We start from the raw sequence: 18,181 nt of genomic DNA on the forward strand, positions 1-18,181 counted from the left end.
CTGTCCTCCGGATCGGGCGCAATATTGAAACCTGTTCTAGTCTTAACCGGAAAGGGCGGACACGGCAACCCCCGGGGGTGGCGCAATGGCGCGGAGGCGGCTGATCACCGTGCCGCCGACCGCCGGCGTGCCCGACCCGGTTCCCCTCGACCTGCCCGGCCGCGGCCGGACCGTGGTCACCGACGTCGGGCCGCGGGACGCGCCCGCGCTCGTACTGCTGCACTCCGTCGCCTGCACGGGCCTGCTGACTTGGTATCCGGCGCTGGCGAAGCTGGCGCGGGACCACCGTGTCGTCGTGTTCGACCAGCGGTGGCACGGCCAGGGCATCCGGTCGCCGCAGTTCCGGCTCGCCGACTGCGCCGAGGACGTCGTGGCGGTCGCGGACGCGCTCGGCCTGGCGCGGTTCGCGCTCGCCGGGTACTCGATGGGCGGGCTGGTCGCCCAGCTCGTGGCGCGCGCCGAACCAGAACGTGTTACCGGTCTGGTGCTCTGTTCGACCGCGAGCAGCTTCCGTCGCGGGCTGCGCCAGCGCACCGCCCTCGACGTGTTCGGCCGGGTGCTGCCGCGGCTGCGTGCGCGCGTCCGGCTCCCGGTGGCACCGGCGCGGCGCGTCGAGGACTACCGGTGGGGCCTGCGGGAGTTCCGGTCGACCACGCCGTGGGAGATCGCGGTCGCCGTCGACGAGATCGGCCGGTTCGACTCGACGCCGTGGCTGCGCACGCTGCGCCTGCCGGCGGCGGTCGTCGTGACCGCCCGGGACCGGTTCATCGCCCCGGACCACCAGCGGTCCCTCGCCCGGTGCATCCCGGGCGCGGCGGCCTACGAGGTCGCGGCCGGGCACGCCGCCTGCGTCCTGGCCGCCGACCGGTGGGTGCCCGCCCTGCTCGCCGCCGTCCACTCGCTCCGAGGAAGGAACTCTTGATGGGACGCTTCAGCCTGCCCGACCAGAAGCCCGACGGCCTGGACTCGCCGGTGACGGCGAAGGCCATGAAATACCTGGCGAAGGCGCAGGTGGCGGTCTTCCGGCTGACCGGCGGCCGCGTCGGGAGCATGTGGCGGGTGGGAGCCGGGTTCCGCAAGCCGGTGCCGACGCTGCTGCTGGAGCACCGCGGCCGCAAGTCGGGACGGCTGTTCACCACGCCGCTGCTGTACCTGCGCGACGGCGAGGACGTCGTCATCGTCGGCTCGCAGGGCGGCCTGCCGAAACACCCGCAGTGGTACCGCAACCTGCTGGCGCACCCCGAAACCCGCATCCACCTCAAGGGCCGCCGCGGGGTTCCGGTCCGGGCGCGGGTCGCGGAGGGCGCCGAGCGCGACACCCTCTGGCCGCGGCTGGTCGAGCTCTACGCGGACTTCGCGAAATACCAGGCGTGGACCGCGCGGGAGATCCCGGTCGTGGTGCTCAGCCCGCGGCCTTGAGCAGCTCGGCGAGCCCGTCCGGCAGCGCGTCGGCGAGCGGCCACAGGTCCTTGACCAGCTCGCGCGCGCCGAGCAGGCCGACGTGCACCTTGCCCGCGTTGGACAGCACGGTGACGTTCAGCCCGGCGCCGTGGAAGACCGGGCCGAGCGGGTAGAAGCCGGTGATCCGCGCGCCGAGGAAGTACAGCGGCATCGGCGGGCCGGGCACGTTCGAGACGACCAGGTTGTGCACCACCGGGTGCTTTTCGGCCAGCCGCAGCGCCGAATACGCGCGCACGGCGAGGCCGAACATCGTCGCGGCGGAGAACTGCGCCCAGTCCTGCAGCATGTCGGCGTCGATGTCGTGGTGGTGGTCCTTGGATCGCCGGTTGGCCTCGGCGAGGAAGAACACCCGGGCGGCCGGATCGGCCAGGTGCGTCGGCAGGGAGGCGAAGAACGCCGAGACCTTGTTGCTGCCGTGCTCCCGTTCGGTGCGGTCGTGCACCGACACCGGGACGGTCGCCACCAGCGGATCCGCCGGCAGCTCGCCGCGGGCGTCGAGGAACTCCCGCAGCGCACCGGCGACGAGCGCGAGCACGACGTCGTTGACCGTGACCCCGAAGGCGTTCTTGACCTCCTTGATCTCGGCGAGGTCGAGCTGGGCGAACGCGACGCTGCGGTGCCCGGTGATCGTGCCGTTCAGCGACGTCCGCGGCGCGGTGAACGGGACCGGCATGCCCTGGCCGCGCAGCGCCCGGCCGAGCCACCGCGGCACCAGGCCCAGCAGGTCCGGCAGCAGCCGCGCGACCTCGGCGGGCCGTCTCGCGACGTTCTCGACGCCGGAGCGCAGCAGGTCCAGCGGCGACGGCGTCCCGGCGTTGCCGCGCTCCCCGACCTCCGGCATCGGCGCGTCCGGCGCCAGGCCGGCCAGGTAGGTGATCAGGCTGGCGCCGCTGACGCCGTCGACACTCGCGTGGTGCATCTTGAGCAGCACGGCGAACTGGCCGTCAGCCAGTCCCTCGATGACGTACAGCTGCCACAGCGGGTGCGCGCGGTCGAGCTGCTGCCCGGCGATGTGCGCGCAGAGGTCGGCCAGTTCGGCGCGGTCGCCCGGGGCGGGCACGCCGATCCGGTGCACGTGGTGGTCGAGGTCGAAGTCCTCGTCCTCGATCCACACCGGATGGCTGAGGTTCCAGAGCGGATTGTGCAGTTTGCGGCGGAACGCCGGGATTTCCCGGACACGCGCGTCGAGTTTTTCGTGCAGCTTCGCGAACGAGTAGCCGCCGGGGACGGTCGAGCCGTCGAGGACGAGCAGCCCGCAGACGTGCAGGACCTGGGACGACGTCTCGAGGTAGAGGAAGCTCGCGTCGAGGCCGCTCAATCTCTGCATGGCGCCAGGGTAAGCCACATGCGGTGAGCGGCGCGTCACCCTACTCGCCGGTATCATCACGCTGGTGCAGCCGAATTTCCTGATCCGTCGCGCGGTCCAGCTCGGTCTCACCGCCAACGCCCTCCGCCCGCTGCGGGCGCGGTCCACGACGATCCCGGTGTTCTTCGCCGGCTGGCTGACCGGCGAGCTGGCCCCGCAGTTCCTGGCGCTGACGGCGGCCGACACCGCGTTGCACGTGGCTCGCCACGGCGTCGGCGACCGGTCGACGAAGGTGGGCCTGGCGATGGCGGCGGCGTCCGCGGCCGGGCTGGCCACGCTGGTCCGCACCGGGCACGGCGCGCGCGAGGAGATCGAGAAGGCGCTGACGTCGGCGCTGGGCGACGACTACGCATCGGAACTGGGCCGGTCCGACCTGGGGTTGCCGTGGGGCGAGCTGGCGCTGCCGTTCCGGATGGGCGCCCCGGACGTGCGGGGCGACCGCAACATCGCCTACGCCCCGGGCGGCAAGCGGTTCCTGCTGGACGTGTACCGGCCCCGCGCGGACGTCTCCGGCGCCCCGGTGCTGCTGCAGGTCCACGGCGGGGCGTGGGTGATCGGCAACAAGGAGGAGCAGGGCCGTCCGTTGATGCGCTACCTGGCGCGCCGGGGCTGGGTGTGCGTCGCGATCAACTACCCGCTGTCCCCGGCCCACCGCTGGCCGGCGCACATCGTTGCGGCGAAGCAGGCCCTGGCGTGGATCCGCTCCTCGATTGCCTCGTACGGCGGCGACCCCCGGTTCGTGGCGGTGACGGGCGGATCGGCGGGCGGGCACCTGTCGGCGCTGCTGGCGTTGTCGCAGAACGACCCGGCTCTGCAGCCGTCGTTCGAGGACGCGGACACGAGCGTCCAGGCGTGCGTCCCGCACTACGGCGTGTACGACTTCGCGGCGACGTCCGGGGCCCCGGCGAGCAAGTACCGGCTGGAGAGCCTGATCGCGCGGCGCGTGTTCGCGCCGGACCGGGATCCGGTGTCCCACCTGGACGACTACATCGCGGCGTCCCCGCTGGACCGGATCACCTCGGACGCGCCCCCGTTCTTCGTCATCCACGGCCGGGACGATTCCCTGGTCCCGGTGCGCGAGGCCCGCGAGTTCGTGCAGCGGCTGCGGGAGAAGTCGCGGGAGCCGGTGGCCTACGCGGAGCTGGCGGGGGCGCAGCACGCGTTCGACGTGTTCACGTCGGTGCGGTCGGCGCACGTGGTCCGCGGTGTGGCGCGGTTCCTGGACTACACGTACAACGCCTGGAAAGCCGAGCGGGCTCAGTAGACGAGGTCCAGCGGGCTCGCCGAGGGCGGGCCATCGAGGCGCCACTCCGCTCCTTCGCGGACGAAGCGGTACCAGCGCGCGTCGCGGCCGTAGCGGAGTTGCAGTTCTCCTTGCGTGAGACGGTTTCGCCACACCTTCGGCGTTCCCGGTAGGCCCGCGTCGGCCAGGATTTGCTGCGCTTCGGCCACCGGGCCCGGGCCTGGCTGCCAGCTCTCGCGCAGGGCGGCCAAGCCGCCGCGGCCTGCTTCGCGCCAGGCCTCCGCCCAGCGGGTCAGGTCGCGGGGTGGCACCTGCGCCGCCGTGGCCAGGGCCGTGAGTTCCGGGGCCGTGCGGCCCGCCGCGCGGCGGGCCAGGTCCTCCTCGAACGTGAGCTCCGCCGCTGCCGGGCCGGTGGTCAGGAGGTCGCGGGCCAGGGCGGCCGCGTCCGCCGCGAGGGTGGACAGGGCCGCCGCCGTCCAGCCCGTGGCCGGGGGCGGGTCGAGGTCCAGGACCGCCGGGGGGCCGGGGATCCGCGGCGGCGGGGGCAGGGCCGGGATCGCGCCCGGCCGCCGGGCGAAGGCGGCCTTCGGCGTCAGGCCCTCGTCCACGCGCTTCGGGAGCTTCGCTTTCTCGCCGCGGGCCGGTGCTCGGCGGGCGCGCAGCTCGGCCAGCACGTCCGCCCGCGGGCGTCCGCGCAGCAGGAAGAGCGTGAACGGGTCGCGGTCCACCTCGTCGGCGACCAGGTAGTACACCGCGGCGACGTGCTTGCACGGGTTGGCGGAGTCCGGGCACGAGCACCGCGGCCGCAGGTCGCCCGGGCCCGGCAGCAGGTCGGCGCCCGCCTCGCGTGCCTGCTCGGCCAGTGCGGCGGGCAGCTCGCCGTCGAGCAGCGCGGCCGCGTGCCCCAGCTGCGTGCCGACCACGCCCAGCAACGTGTCCCACTCGCCGTCGGTGAAGGTGCGCATGGTGATGGTGACCTTGTAGGGCTGCGGCCGGCTGCCGCGCACTCGGGCCGTCATTGCCCCGGATCCGAAGTGGAGCTCGCTGACCGTGCCCTTCCGCGCGTACGTCCGCCCGCGCGGCAGCCGGTTCGGGTCGAGCTTGGCGCGTTGTTCCAGGGCGTCGACCCAGGCGCGGCCCCACCAGGTGGTGCCGAAGTTCCGCCGTGGTGGCATCACCCGCTCCCGAGCCGGACGAGGTCGGCGAGCTCGTCGTCGGACAATTCGGTGATCCAGTCCTCGCCCGCGCCGACGATCGACTCGGCGAGCCCGCGTTTCTTTTCGAGGACCTGCGCGATCCGCTCCTCGAGGGTGCCCTCGGCGATCAGCCGGTGCACCTGGACGGGCCGGTCCTGCCCGATGCGGTACGCGCGGTCGGTGGCCTGGTCTTCGACCGCGGGGTTCCACCAGCGGTCGTAGTGGATCACGTGGGTGGCCCGGGTCAGGTTGAGCCCGACGCCGCCTGCCTTGAGCGAGAGCAGGAACACCGGGATTTCGCCGGCCTGGAACCGGTCGACCATGTCCTGCCGCTTCGACGGCGAGCTGTCCCCGGACAGCAGTTCGGTAGGCAGGCCCCGCTCGGTGAGACGGCGTTCGAGCAGGCGGCAGAGCTGGACGTACTGGCTGAAGACGAGCACGCTCTCGCCCTCGTCGAGGATCACGTCCAGCAGTTCTTCGAACGCGGCGAGCTTGCCGGAGCGGCCGGTGAGGGTGCCGTGCGGTTCCTTGAGGAACTGGGCGGGGTGGTTGCAGATCTGCTTGAGCTCGGTGAGCAGCTGCAGGACCTGGCCGCGCCGCTTGATGCCCTGCGTCTCGCGGATCTCGGCCAGGTTCTCGCGCACGACGGCTTCGTAGAGGGTGGTCTGTTCCGCGGTGAGCGGGACGAACCGGTCGGTCTCGGTCTTGCGCGGCAGTTCCGGCGCGATGTCCGGATCGGTCTTGCGCCGCCGCAGCAGGAACGGCCGCACGGTGGCGGCCAGCCGTTCGGTGACGGCCTTGTCCCGGTCGCGTTCGATGGGGCGCGCGACGGTGCGGCGGAAGCGGTCGAGCGGGCCGAGCAGGCCGGGGGTGGTCCAGTCCACAATGGACCACAGCTCGGTGAGCCGGTTTTCGACGGGCGTGCCGGTGAGGGCGACCTTGGCCCGCGCGGGCACGTTGCGCAGTTCCCTGGCGGTGGCGGACAGCGGATTCTTGACGTGCTGCGCCTCGTCGGCGGCGACGAGCCCCCAGTCCACTTCGGACAGAGTCTCGCGGTCGCGGCGGAGGACGCCGTAGGTGGCGAGGACGACCTCGTCGGGCGCGAGGTCGTCGAGGTGACGGCCGCCGCCGTGGAAGCGGCGGACGGGGATGTCCGGGGCGAAGCGGGCGAACTCGCGCTCCCAGTTGCCGAGGAGGGAGGTGGGGCAGAGCACGAGGGTGGGCCCGCCGGTGGTTTGCGAGAGCTCGACACCGGCATTCGATTCACTGATCTTGCCGGGCTGCGCCGGGCCTGGCTGCAGCTGTGCCCGGGCCGCCAAAGCCCGGCGGTGCAGGTGGAGGGCGATCAGCTGGATCGTCTTGCCCAAGCCCATGTCGTCGGCCAGGCACGCGCCGAGCCCCAGCTCCGTCATCGTCGCCAGCCAGGCCAGCCCCGCCTGCTGGTACGGGCGCAGCGTCGCCCGCAACCCCGGCGGTGGTGCCAGTGCCCCCTCCGCCCGGTCGCGGATGCGCGAAACCAAGTTGTCCAGGGCCGGGGGTGCCGCGAACTCGACGCGCTCGCCGTCCAGTTCCAGCTCGCCCGTCAGGGCCGCCGCCAGTGCCTCGGCCGCCTCGAGCCTGCGGGTTCGGCTCCTGACCCGGGCGAGCAGCTGCGGGTCCACGCGGACCCACTGGCCGCGCAGGCGGACCAGCGGCCGCTTGGCCTCGGCGAGGGCCGTCACCTCGGCCTCGGTCAGCTGCTCGCCGCCCAGGCTGAGCTGCCAGCGGAACTCCAGCAGGCTCCGCAGCGCGAACTCCGGCCCCGCGACGCTCGCCGGCGCCTGCGTGGCACTCGCCTTCGCCTTCACCTCGCCCGCGAACAGTCCCTTCGACCACAGCACCTCGATCCCCGCGCCGCCCAGCTCGCGGGCGCCGTCGGTGAGGAGGTCGACCACCTCGTCGTCGCTCAACGCCAGCGACGCGGGCGCGGGTTCGGCCAGCACCCGTTCCAGCGGCGCCCACGCCCGCGCGCCGCGGCGCAGGCCCAGCAGCAGCTGCGTCTCGACCTGGTCGCCGAGGCGGTTCAGCACCGCGTCCGGGGCGTCCCACAGCGTGGCCGCCTCCACCACCAGGCTCGGCTCCGCCATGCTGCGCACCGCCAGCACCCCGGCGAACGACTCGTCGCCGACGCCCTCGACCCGCAGGAGCACCTGCACGCCCCGTGGTTCGCGGGCCTCCAGCTCCGCGAGCCACGCGGCGCCGTCCGGGCCCAGGAGCGCCGGTTCGCGGGCCGCGAACGCGGGGTCACCGGCCCCGACCGGTGCGGCCGGGCTGCGGACCAGCAGGTCCGCCGTGGCGTCCCAGAGCGCGCGGACCAGCGAGTCCGGCGAGTGCAGGCGGATGCGTTTCAGCCCGGTCAGCGGCAGCGCGTACGCCTCCGGCGGCAACGCCCCGGCGAGCCCGCGCAGCAGTTCTTCGTCGGCGGCGTCGAGCGGCCCGATGCGCCAGGCGGCCGCGCCGGCCGGGGAGACGGCGGGACGCAGCCGGCCCCGGGCGACGAGGTTCACCCCCGCGTTGACCGCGGCCGACCACGCCGCCACCGCCGGGCTCGCCGCCTCGCCCACCGACAGGAGCCGGGGCAGCGCGCGCTCCAGCGGGACCAGCTCGGCGTCGACCTTCGTCCGCGCGAACTTGGCTCCTCTGGGCAGCACGAGCTCGATCGTGGTCCCGCCGGCCACGTCCTCGCCCCACAGCGCCAGCACGCCGTCCCGCGGGGGATCCGCGGGCAGGTACGTGGCCTGGGTGTCTGCGCTGAACTCCACGACCGCAACGCTAGAACACGGGACCGACAGTTTTGCCGTCGGCGGCACGAACGGTCCTTTCGCACCGTTTCGCAAGGCAACTCACCCCGGGCGGCGAGGGGCATCACCCGTGATCCGGCGGGCATCACGCGTGATCAGGGAGGCATCACGTGTGATCGGCGGGGCATCAGCCGCGGGGCAGGCCCAGCAGGCGTTCCGCCGTGAGGGAGCGCAGGACCTGGGTCGTGCCGCCCGCGATCGAAAGGCAGCGGGTCAGCAGGAACTCCCGCTGGGCCGGGCCGTCCGCGAGCAGGGCGTCCGATCCGGCGAGCGAAAGGGCGAACTCGGCCACGTCCTGCCGGTGCGAAACCCCGAGCAGCTTGCGGACGCTCGACTCCGCGCCCGGGTCCTGGCCCTCCAGCCGGCGCAGCGCCGCCCGGAGGTCCAGCACGGAGCCCGCGACCCCGCCGGCCACCAGCGCACCGAGCCGGTCCAAGGCCACGTCGTCCAGGCGCGCGGCGTCCACTGTGGACACCAACGCCTGCACGCTCTCGCCGACCGCCGAGCCGCTGCCGATGGCCACCCGCTCGTTGGCCAGTGTCGTGCGCGCCAGCCGCCAGCCGCCGCCCGGTGTCCCGACGACGTCGGCGTCCGGGACGAACACGTCGTCGAGGAACACCTCGTTGAACACGGCTTCCCCGGTGATTTCGCGCAGCGGCCGCGTGGTGATCCCGGGCGCGCGCATGTCGACCAAGAAGTACGTGATGCCCTTGTGCTTCGGCGCGTCCGGATCGGTGCGGGCCAGGCAGATGCCCCAGTCGGCTTCGCGGGCGAGCGACGTCCACACCTTCTGCCCGGACAGCCGCCAGCCGCCGTCGACGCGCCGGGCCGCGGTCCGCAGCGCCGCCAGGTCGGATCCGGCGCCGGGCTCGCTGAACAGCTGGCACCACGTGAGCTCGCCCCGCAGGGTCGGCCGGGCGAACCGCGCCCGCTGCTCGTCGCTGCCGTGCTCGAGGATCGTCGGCACCGCCCAGGCGCCGATCACCAGGTCCGGGCGGCGGACGCCGGCGGCACTCAGGGCAGCGTCGATCCGCAGCTGCTCCGCGGTGTCGGCGCCCCGGCCGTAGGGCGCGGGCCAGTGCGGCGTCAGCAACCCGGCGTCGGCCAGGGCGACCCGCTGATCACCGGTGGGCAGGTCCGCGATCCGCGCCACCTCGTCTCGCAAAGTGGGATCGTCGCCGACGTCGACCCCCAGCGTCCGCTCGGTCCCGGAGAGCGCCAGCGAAGCCGCCTGCCGCCGCCACGACCCGCCGAGCCACTGCTGCAGGGCCACGGCCCGGCGCAGGTACAGGTGCGCGTCGTGCTCCCAGGTGAACCCGATGCCGCCGAGCACCTGGACGCAGTCCTTGGCGTTGGCCACGGCCGCGTCGAGGGCGACGACGGCCGCGCTCGCCACCGAAAGCGGGTGCTGCCCGGAAGCCGCGTCCCAGGCCAGCGCTTCGGCGGCTTCGGCCCGGCACAACATTTCGGCGCACAGGTGCTTGACCGCCTGGAACGCCCCGATCGGCTGCCCGAACTGCTCACGCACCTTGGCGTATTCGACGGCGACGGCGAGACACCGCCGCGCCACGCCCGCCGCCTCGGCCGCGGCCAGGATCGCCGCCAATGGCCGCACCGGCGGCAACGACAGCACCTCGGCACGGACACCCGAGAGCCGGATGCGGGCCAGCGGGCGCGAGAAGTCGAACGCCTGAAGGGGCTCGACACCCACCCCCGGCGTGCCGGGCGCCAGCAGCACGTGGCCGCCGTCGACCGGCACCAGCAGCCAGGTCCCGGCGTCCGCACCGGGCACGGGTCCGCTGACGCCGTCCGCGAGCGACAGCGGGTTCAGCAGGACCGCGACCGTGGCCTCCCCTTCGGCGACCGCGGAGAGCAGCTCCTTCGCTTCGGGTATTTCGGCCAGCAGGAGGCCGGCGAGGGCGGTTCCCAGCACCGGCCCGGGAACGAGTTCTTCCGCCGCCGCGGCGAGCCCGGCGGCGAGGTCGGCGACACTGCCGTCGGCCCCGCCGGCCGCCGCGGGCACCGCGACGCCGAACAGGCCGAGCTCGGCGAAGCCCGCCGGGATTTCCGCGCCGGCCCCGGTTTCCGCCGCGCGCACCGCCTCCCGCGGGTGGTGCGCCGCGGACCAGGCGTGGATCGCCTCGGCCAGCGCGGCCTGTTCCTCGGTGAGTGCGACCGGCATCGGGCCTCCTCGCGGTGTACGACACTACTCGCGAGTGTAGAACGTGTTACAGTTTTCCGGCCAGTGGGTCGAATGTCGCGAGGTTCGCCAGGACAGGTAATCTAGGTCGTGAACTGGAACAAGTTCCGAAGGACGGGGGAACGCCGATGCCAGGCAAGACCAAGGCCCGCGGCAACGGCCTGAGCGCGATCGGGGCCGACGAGCTCGGCTCGGCGGCCCAGCGCGACCGCCGCCGCCGGATCATCGACGCCACCCTCGCGCTGGCCTCGAAGGGCGGCTACGACGCGGTGCAGATGCGCGCCGTCGCCGAGAAGGCCGACGTCGCCCTCGGCACCCTGTACCGGTACTTCCCGTCGAAGATCCACCTGCTCGTCTCCGGGCTGGCCCGCGAGTTCGAGCGCGCGCAGGAGAAGCTGGAGCGCCAGGCCATCCCGGGCGAGACGCCCGCCGAGCGGCTCATGTTCGTGCTGGGCCGCAACACCCGCATGATGCAGCGCGACCCGCACCTCACCGAGGCCATGGTGCGTGCGTTCATGTTCGCCGACACCTCGGCCGCCGCCGAGGTCGAGCAGGTCGGACGCCTGATGGAGAACATGTTCGCCAAGGCGATGGGCATCGCCGAGCCGGCCGAGGCGGACCGCGACATCTTCCACGTCGTCGCGGACGTGTGGATGGCGAACCTGGTGGCCTGGGTGACCCGCCGCGCCTCGGCCGCCGACGTCGCGAACCGCCTCGAACTCTCGGTGCACCTGCTGCTGGACAAGTAGCCGCCGCGGGGGCACCCCCCGGTTCCACTCTATCGCTCGGCACCGACAGTTTCCGGTGCCGAGCGCCGTCGAGGTCACCCTCAGCGGTGGGCGGCAGCCACCTTCGCCAGCTCGTCGAGCGCCTTGAGCGTCTCCGCTTCCGGCAGCGTGTCCAGCAGGAACGTGTACCGCTCGACACCAGCCTCGCGGAAGCCGTCGATCACCTTCGGGGTCGTCGGGCCGCCGAAGACCGCGAACTGCACGTCCTCGCGTCCCTGCTCGGCCAGCCAGCGGCGCACCCGCTGGGCCTCCTGGTACTTCGTGTAGCCCCGCAGCAGCCAGCCGTCGCCGTACTTGACCAGCCGGTTGAGGGCCGCCTCGCTCTCGCCGCCGATGTAGATCGGGACGTGCGGCTGCTGCACCGGCTTCGGCCAGCTGAAGATCGGGTCGAAGTCGACGTGTGCGCCGTGGAACTCCGCCTGCTCCGACGTCCAGATCTCCTTCAGCGCGGCCAGCTGCTCGTCCATCAGGGCGCCGCGCGTCTTCGGGTCGGTGCCGTGGTTGCGCATCTCCTCGCGGTTCCAGCCGACGCCGACGCCGAACAGCGCCCGGCCGTCGGAGATCAGGTCCAGCGACGCGACCTCCTTGGCCGTGTGGATCAGGTCGCGCTGGATCAGCAGCGCGATGCCGGTGCCGAGCCGCAGCTCCGACGTCGCGGTGGCCGCGGCGGTCAGTGCCACGAACGGGTCGAGCGTGCGGTAGTACACCCGCGGCAGGTCGCCCCCGCCCGGGTACGGCGTCTCCCGGCTCGCCGGGATGTGCGAGTGCTCGGCCAGCCACAGCGAGTCGAAGCCGCGCTCTTCCAGGGCCGCACCCAGCACGTCCGGCCGGATGCCCTCGTCGGTCACGAACGTCGAAATCCCGAATTTCATACGTCAAGGACTACCACCGGCTTGACAGCGGGTGCAGGATGAAGTCATCTCATCATACGTTGAATAAGGGGGTAGTGATGGACGTGCAGGACATCGACTTCGAAGAGCTCTACCGGGGCAGCACGCCGATCGGCCGGAAGATGCCCTGGGACCTCGGCGCACCCCAGCCCGCGGTCGTCGCACTGGCCGACGCGGGCGGGTTCACCGGTGACGTCCTCGACATCGGCTGCGGCCTCGGCGACAACAGCGCGTTCCTCGCCTCCCGCGGCCTGCACGTCACCGGCCTGGACGGCGCGCCGTCGGCGGTCGAGCAGGCTCGCACCCGCGCGCCGGGCGTCACCTTCGCGGTGGCCGACGCGACGAAGCTCGAAGGCTACGAAGGCCGCTTCGACACGGTCCTGGACAGCGCGCTCTACCACTGCCTGAGCGAGGACCAGCGGCGCGAGTACCTCGCCGCGCTCACCCGCGCGACCCGCCCGGGCGCGACGCTGCACCTGTTCGCCTTCTCGGAGGAAGTTCCCGCCGGCTTCCCGGCGCCCTACCTGATCAGCGAGGCGAACCTGCGCGAGACCGTCGGCCGCGACTGGACGATCGAACGCCTGGAACCGACGCTCTACACGACGTCGATGACGCCGGAGGAGCTGCGGCAGAGCGTCCGGGTCGTGCTCGGCGAGGAGCCGGCCGACCTGACCGGACTGGCCACCGACGCGGACGGACGCGTCCTGGTCCCGGTCTGGCAGCTGAACGCGGTCCGCCGCTAGACGTTGCGCCGGTACTGGCCACCGACCTCGAAGAACGCCTCCGTGATCTGACCGAGCGAGCACACCCGCGCGGCATCCACCAGCACCCCGAACAGGTTGCCGCCGCGGGTGGCCGCTTCGCGCAGGGCCTTGAGCGCCTGCTGGGCCTCCTCGTGGTGGCGGTGCTGGAAGTCCGCCAGGCGGTCCAGCTGGGACTTCTTCTCGTCCTCGGTCGCCCGGGCCAGCTCGACCTCGACCTCGTCCTCCCCCGAGCGCGGGTTGCGGAACGTGTTGACGCCGATGATCGGCAGCGAGCCGTCGTGCTTCTTGCGCTCGTACAGGATCGACTCGTCCTGGATCTTGCCGCGCTGGTAGCCGGTCTCCATCGCGCCCAGCACGCCGCCGCGCTCGGAAATCCGGTCGAACTCGGCCAGCACGGCCTCCTCGACCAGGTCGGTCAGCTCGTCGATGACGAACGAACCCTGCAGCGGGTTCTCGTTCTTCGACAGGCCCCACTCCTTGTTGATGATCATCTGGATGGCCATCGCGCGGCGCACCGACGACTCCGACGGCGTGGTGATCGCCTCGTCGAACGCATTGGTGTGCAAGGAGTTCGCGTTGTCGTACAGCGCGCACAGCGCCTGCAGCGTGGTGCGGATGTCGTTGAAGCTCATCTCCTGCGCGTGCAGCGAGCGGCCGGACGTCTGCACGTGGTACTTGAGCTTCTGCGACCGCTCGTTCGCGCCGTAGCGCTCGCGCATGGCCACCGCCCAGATCCGCCGCGCCACCCGGCCGAGCACCGAGTACTCCGCGTCCATGCCGTTGGAGAAGAAGAACGACAGGTTCGGCGCGAAGTCGTCGATGTCCATCTCGCGCGCGAGGTACGACTCGACGTAGGTGAAGCCGTTGGACAGCGTGAAGGCCAGCTGCGAGATCGGGTTCGCCCCGGCCTCGGCGATGTGGTAGCCCGAAATGGACACCGAGTAGAAGTTGCGGACGCCGTGTTCGATGAACCACTCCTGGATGTCGGCCATCATCCGGAGGCTGAACTCGGTGGAGAAGATGCAGGTGTTCTGGCCCTGGTCCTCCTTGAGGATGTCGGCCTGCACCGTGCCGCGGACGTTGCGCAGCACCCATTCGCGCAGCTCGGCGGCTTCGGCGTCGGACGGCTCACGACCGTGTTCGGCGCGGAACGCCTCGAGCTTCTGGTCGATCGCGGTGTTGAGGAAGAAGGCGAGGATCGTCGGCGCCGGGCCGTTGATCGTCATCGACACCGACGTGTTCGGCGCGGTCAGGTCGAAGCCGTCGTAGAGCGCCTTCATGTCGTCGAGGGTCGCGATCGACACCCCCGACGTGCCGACCTTGCCGTAGATGTCGGGACGAGTGTCGGGGTCGTGGCCGTAGAGCGTCACCGAGTCGAACGCCGTCGAGAGCCGCTTGGCCTCGGAGTCGGCCGACAGCAGCTTGAACCGGCGGTTGGTGCGGAACGCGTCGCCTTCGCCGGCGAACATCCGCGCCGGGTCCTCCCCCTCGCGCTTGAACGGGAAAACGCCCGCGGTGTAGGGGAAGTAGCCCGGCAGGTTTTCGCGGCGCAGGAACGACAGCAGCTCGCCGGACTCGGCGTACCGCGGCAGGGCGACGCGCGGGATCCGGTTGCCCGACAGCGTGTCGCGCCACAGCTGCGTGCGCAGTTCCTTGTCGCGGATCTTCACGACGAGCTCGTCCTGGCGGTACTCCTCGGCCAGCGCCCGGAACCGCGCCAGCAGCTGCGTCGCCTCACCGTCCACATCGGACTCCGCCGCGGCGAGCAGCCCGTCCAGCGCGTCGGTCGAGGCGTCCACCTTGGCCAGCTCTTCGCGCGCGACCGCCAGAGCGTCGCGCTTGCGGATCGCGGCGACCTGCTGCTGCGTCTTCGCGTGGTAGCCGCGCACGGTGTCGGAAATCTCGGCCAGGTACCGGGCCCGGTTGCCGGGGATGATCGTCGAAGCGTCGGTCGAGACCTTGCCCTCGACCTGCGGCAGCGTCCCGGCGGACACGCCGAGGCCCCGCTCGGCGAGCATGCCCCGCAGGTGCTGGTACAGCGCGGTGACGCCGTCGTCGTTGAACTTCGCCGCGCTCGTGCCGTACACCGGCATGTCCTCCGGCGCCGACGAGAACGCTTCGCGGTTGCGCACCAGCTGGCGGGCGACGTCCCGGCGGGCGTCCTCGGCGCCGCGGCGCTCGAACTTGTTGATCGCGACGACGTCGGCGAAGTCGAGCATGTCGATCTTCTCCAGCTGCGACGCGGCGCCGAACTCCGGCGTCATCACGTACAGCGACTCGTCCACGAAGTCGACGATGCCGGCGTCGCCCTGGCCGATGCCCGGCGTCTCGACGATCACCAGGTCGAACCCGGCGGCCTTGCAGGCCAGGATCGACTCGCGCAGCCCGGCCGGGATCTCCCCCGACGTCGTGCGCGTGGCCAGGGAGCGGAAGTACACCGGTGAGCCGTCGAGGCAGTTCATCCGGATGCGGTCGCCGAGCAGCGCGCCGCCGCCCTTGCGCCGCGACGGGTCGACGGCGAGCACCGCGATCCGCAGCTTGTCCTCCTGGTCGAGGCGGAAGCGGCGGATCAGCTCGTCGGTGAGCGACGACTTGCCCGAGCCGCCGGTGCCGGTGATGCCGAGCACCGGGACCTCCCGCTTGCCCGCGGCGTCGGTGATGCCGCCCAGCAGGTCCTCGGGCAGCTTCGACGCCTGCAGCTGGGTGATGACCCGCGAGAGCGAAGCGACGTCGCCGGAGAGCACCTTGTCCAGGGCCGGGGCCTCGGCCGCGAGGTCGACGTCGCAGGCCTCGATCATCGAGTTGATCATGCCCGGCAGGCCCATCTCGTAGCCGTCCTCGGGCGAGAAGATGCGGGCGACGCCGCGCGAGTGCAGCAGCTCGATCTCCTCGCGCACGATCACCCCGCCCCCGCCGCCGAAGACCTTGATGTGCCCGGCGCCGCGCTCGCGCAGCAGCTCGACCAGGTAGGAGAAGTACTCGACGTGCCCGCCCTGGTAAGCAGAGATGGCCACACCCTGGACGTCCTCGGCGATAGCCGCGGTGGCGACCTCGTCGACCGACCGGTTGTGACCCAGGTGCACGACCTCCGCGCCCTGCGACTGCAGGATCCGCCGCATGATGTTGATCGACGCGTCGTGCCCGTCGAAGAGGCTCGACGCGGTGACGAACCGGACGGGGTGCACGGGACGGTACAGCTCGCTGGTCATCCCTCCAAAATACTTTGGCTTCCTACTATTGGAAACCCGAGAACCGGTGACGCAGCTCTCACGGCAACCGCGGAGAACCTTGACTTCCACCAGCTCGGCCCTATATTTAACAAGTACGTTAATTAACAAGGTGGTGAAATGACGGACACGCTGAGCCGGACGTTCTCGGCCCTCGCCGACCCGACCCGGCGCGCCATCCTCGCGCGCCTGTCGACCGGCGAAGCGACGGTCAACGAGCTCGCCGAGCCGTTCCCGATGAGCCTGCCCGCGGTGTCCCGGCACCTGAAGGTGCTGGAAGAGGCCGGGCTGATCACCCGGAGCCGCACACGCCAGTGGCGGCCCTGCCGGCTGGAGGCGAAACCCCTGGAGGACGTGGCCGGCTGGGTCGCGACCTACCGCCGGTTCTGGGACGACGGGTTCGACCGCCTCGAAGAGCACCTGAGGAGCTTGACCGGCGATGCCTGACCTGACCATCACGCGCGTGTTCGACGCCCCGCGCGAGCTCGTCTTCGCCGCGTGGACCGATCCCGACCAGCTGGCGAGCTGGCTGGGCCCGCACGGCTACACCGGCGCCGCCGTCACCCTCGCCACCCGGCCGGGCGGCGCCTGGCGGGCGTGCATCCGCTCCCCCGAGGGCGACGAGCACTGGATGTACGGCACCTACCGCGAGATCACCGCGCCCGAACGGCTCGTGTTCACCTTCGCCTGGGACACCGAAGGCGACCTGCGCGAGGAGACCCTGGTGACGATCGGCTTCGCCGACCTCGACGGCAAGACCGAGATGACCTTCGTCCAGACCGGCTTCCCCACCGCCGCCGACCGCGACGGCCACCACGACGGCTGGAGCTCCAGCTTCGAGGACCTGACCGCCTTCATCCGAGGAAAGGACGCCCGATGACCGCCACCCTGCCCGAGATCGTTTCGCCGGAGGACTGGCAGGCCGCGCGCGACGCGCTGCTGGTCAAGGAGAAGGAGCTGACGAAGGCGGCCGACCACCTCGCCGCCGAACGCCGCAGGCTGCCGATGGTCCCCTTCAGCAAGCCGTACGAGTTTGGCTCGGCCGAGGGGACGAAGAGCCTGCTCGACCTCTTCGACGGCCGCCGTCAGCTGATCGTCTACCACTTCATGCTGCACCCGGGCGACGAAGCCGGCTGCCCCGGCTGCTCCCTGGTCCTCGACAACCTGCCGCACCTGGCGCACCTGCACGCCCGCGACGTCACGCTGAAGGTCGTCGCGCCGGCGACGTGCGCGGAGATCGAGCGGTACAAGGCGCGGATGGGCTGGGACGTGCCGTGGGTGTCCGCGCACGGCAGCGACTTCACCGAGGACTGCGGCGTCGGCCGCGGCTTCGGCGTCAGCGTCTTCCTCCGCGACGGCGACGACGTCTACCGGACGTACTTCACCTCCGGCCGCGGCGGCGAGATGTTCCTCGCGTCGCACCGGTACCTCGACGTCACGCCGCTGGGCCGGCAGGAGGCGTGGGAGGAGGAGAGCCGCGGCGACGACGGCCCCGGATCGTGGTGGCGCCGTCACGACGAGTACTGAAAAGTTTCCGCGGCGGCCGTGTCCGGTCGTCCTCCGCGGCTCCGACCTCCTCGTGTCAGACCCACCAGGAGGAGATGGAAATGCGCGAGATCGTCCACATGGTCCACACTTCGCTCGACGGCTGCGTGGAAGGCCCGGACGGCGAATTCGACTGGCCGGCGATGGGCCCGGAGCTGTCCGCCTACTCGCGGGAGCTGAGCACGCGCTGCGGTGAGTTCGCCTACGGCCGCAAGGTCTGGGACATGATGTCCGCGTACTGGCCGGACGCCGAGTCGATCTCGGACGACCCGCACGACCTCGCGTTCGCGCCCGTCTGGCGCAGGACGCCGAAGGTGGTGTTCTCGCGGACGCTGGAGAAGGCGGACTGGAACACCCGCGTGGTCGGCGGCGACCTGAACGAGGCGGTGGCGTCGCTGAAGGCCGAGCCGGGCGACGACCTGCTGCTCATGGGCGGCGCGGAGCTGGCCGCCGAGCTCACCGCGCGCGGCCTGATCGACGAGTACCAGGTGTTCGTGCACCCGGTCGTCCTCGGCGGCGGCAAGCGGCCGTTCGCCGAGGGCGCCGCGCGGCTCGGCCTCACGCTGGCGCAGTCGCGCGTCTTCGACGACCAGGTCGTGCTGCTGCGCTACCGCCGTGCGTGACCGGCGCGGGCCCGGGTCATCCCCGGGCCCGTACGGCG

The 18,181-nt window shown here is 72.0% G+C and carries 15 protein-coding genes; 9 read left to right on the forward strand and 6 right to left on the reverse strand.

Annotation, left to right across the window (positions count from 1 at the left end; all coding sequences use genetic code 11):
• The first annotated feature begins 85 nt into the window (after nucleotides 1-85).
• Nucleotides 86-922 (forward strand): alpha/beta fold hydrolase, encoded by an 837-nt coding sequence (locus OO60_RS20940; protein ID WP_003092841.1) that lies wholly within the window; start codon nucleotides 86-88, stop codon nucleotides 920-922.
• Nucleotides 922-1,419 (forward strand): nitroreductase family deazaflavin-dependent oxidoreductase, encoded by a 498-nt coding sequence (locus tag OO60_RS20945; RefSeq protein ID WP_003092843.1) that lies wholly within the window; start codon nucleotides 922-924, stop codon nucleotides 1,417-1,419. The genes OO60_RS20940 and OO60_RS20945 overlap by 1 nt, the downstream gene beginning before the upstream one ends.
• Here the strand turns inward: OO60_RS20945 and OO60_RS20950 are convergent.
• Nucleotides 1,403-2,788 (reverse strand): WS/DGAT/MGAT family O-acyltransferase, encoded by a 1,386-nt coding sequence (locus OO60_RS20950; protein WP_033261917.1) that lies wholly within the window; start codon nucleotides 2,786-2,788, stop codon nucleotides 1,403-1,405. The two genes, OO60_RS20945 and OO60_RS20950, sit on opposite strands and share 17 nt — an antisense overlap.
• A gap of 64 nt (nucleotides 2,789-2,852) precedes the next feature.
• On the opposite strand from OO60_RS20950, the gene OO60_RS20955 reads away from it, so the two are divergent.
• Nucleotides 2,853-4,091 (forward strand): alpha/beta hydrolase, encoded by a 1,239-nt coding sequence (locus OO60_RS20955; protein WP_003092849.1) that lies wholly within the window; start codon nucleotides 2,853-2,855, stop codon nucleotides 4,089-4,091.
• On the opposite strand, the gene OO60_RS20960 is transcribed toward OO60_RS20955, so the two are convergent.
• The 3 genes from OO60_RS20960 to OO60_RS20970 form a co-directional block, all read right to left on the reverse strand.
• Nucleotides 4,085-5,245, reverse strand: a complete 1,161-nt coding sequence (locus tag OO60_RS20960; protein ID WP_033261918.1) for an SWIM zinc finger family protein — start codon at nucleotides 5,243-5,245, stop codon at nucleotides 4,085-4,087. The two genes, OO60_RS20955 and OO60_RS20960, sit on opposite strands and share 7 nt — an antisense overlap.
• Complete coding sequence (locus OO60_RS20965) at nucleotides 5,245-8,067, reverse strand: DEAD/DEAH box helicase (protein WP_033261919.1); 2,823 nt, start codon at nucleotides 8,065-8,067, stop codon at nucleotides 5,245-5,247. Before OO60_RS20965 ends, OO60_RS20960 begins: the two co-directional genes overlap by 1 nt.
• Before the next feature lie 166 nt (nucleotides 8,068-8,233).
• On the reverse strand, nucleotides 8,234-10,288 hold the full coding sequence (locus tag OO60_RS20970; protein ID WP_033261920.1) for an acyl-CoA dehydrogenase family protein: 2,055 nt from the start codon (nucleotides 10,286-10,288) through the stop codon (nucleotides 8,234-8,236).
• 146 nt (nucleotides 10,289-10,434) lie between these two features.
• Here OO60_RS20970 and kstR point away from each other — a divergent pair, with 146 nt between their 5' ends.
• Nucleotides 10,435-11,055 carry a cholesterol catabolism transcriptional regulator KstR gene (kstR, locus tag OO60_RS20975; RefSeq protein ID WP_004561263.1) on the forward strand — a complete coding sequence of 207 codons (621 nt, stop codon included), beginning with the start codon at nucleotides 10,435-10,437 and terminating at the stop codon, nucleotides 11,053-11,055.
• Nucleotides 11,056-11,135: 80 nt separating this feature from the next.
• Here the strand turns inward: kstR and OO60_RS20980 are convergent, their stop codons facing one another.
• The gene (locus OO60_RS20980) at nucleotides 11,136-11,966 is read right to left on the reverse strand and encodes an LLM class F420-dependent oxidoreductase (protein WP_004561262.1); all 831 of its coding nucleotides are present in this window, start codon (nucleotides 11,964-11,966) and stop codon (nucleotides 11,136-11,138) included.
• Nucleotides 11,967-12,043: 77 nt separating this feature from the next.
• Here OO60_RS20980 and OO60_RS20985 point away from each other — a divergent pair, with 77 nt between their 5' ends.
• On the forward strand, nucleotides 12,044-12,727 hold the full coding sequence (locus tag OO60_RS20985) for a class I SAM-dependent methyltransferase (protein ID WP_004561261.1): 684 nt from the start codon (nucleotides 12,044-12,046) through the stop codon (nucleotides 12,725-12,727).
• On the opposite strand, the gene icmF is transcribed toward OO60_RS20985, so the two are convergent.
• Complete coding sequence (icmF, locus tag OO60_RS20990) at nucleotides 12,724-15,957, reverse strand: fused isobutyryl-CoA mutase/GTPase IcmF (RefSeq protein WP_004561260.1); 3,234 nt, start codon at nucleotides 15,955-15,957, stop codon at nucleotides 12,724-12,726. The two genes, OO60_RS20985 and icmF, sit on opposite strands and share 4 nt — an antisense overlap.
• 138 nt (nucleotides 15,958-16,095) lie before the next feature.
• Between icmF and OO60_RS20995 the strand changes: the two genes are divergently transcribed.
• From OO60_RS20995 to OO60_RS21010, 4 genes are all read left to right on the forward strand, one after another.
• Complete coding sequence (locus OO60_RS20995; protein ID WP_004561259.1) at nucleotides 16,096-16,422, forward strand: ArsR/SmtB family transcription factor; 327 nt, start codon at nucleotides 16,096-16,098, stop codon at nucleotides 16,420-16,422.
• Nucleotides 16,415-16,855, forward strand: coding sequence for an SRPBCC family protein (locus OO60_RS21000; protein WP_004561258.1), 441 nt, complete (start codon nucleotides 16,415-16,417; stop codon nucleotides 16,853-16,855). Before OO60_RS20995 ends, OO60_RS21000 begins: the two co-directional genes overlap by 8 nt.
• A complete protein-coding gene (locus OO60_RS21005) occupies nucleotides 16,852-17,502 on the forward strand; it encodes a DUF899 domain-containing protein (protein WP_004561257.1) in 651 nt (216 codons plus the stop codon). Before OO60_RS21000 ends, OO60_RS21005 begins: the two co-directional genes overlap by 4 nt.
• An 80-nt stretch (nucleotides 17,503-17,582) precedes the next feature.
• Nucleotides 17,583-18,143, forward strand: a complete 561-nt coding sequence (locus tag OO60_RS21010) for a dihydrofolate reductase family protein (RefSeq protein WP_004561256.1) — start codon at nucleotides 17,583-17,585, stop codon at nucleotides 18,141-18,143.
• Nucleotides 18,144-18,181: the final 38 nt, after the last annotated feature.

This window comes from Amycolatopsis vancoresmycina (assembly GCF_000716785.1).
GTDB classification, from domain to species: domain Bacteria; phylum Actinomycetota; class Actinomycetes; order Mycobacteriales; family Pseudonocardiaceae; genus Amycolatopsis; species Amycolatopsis vancoresmycina.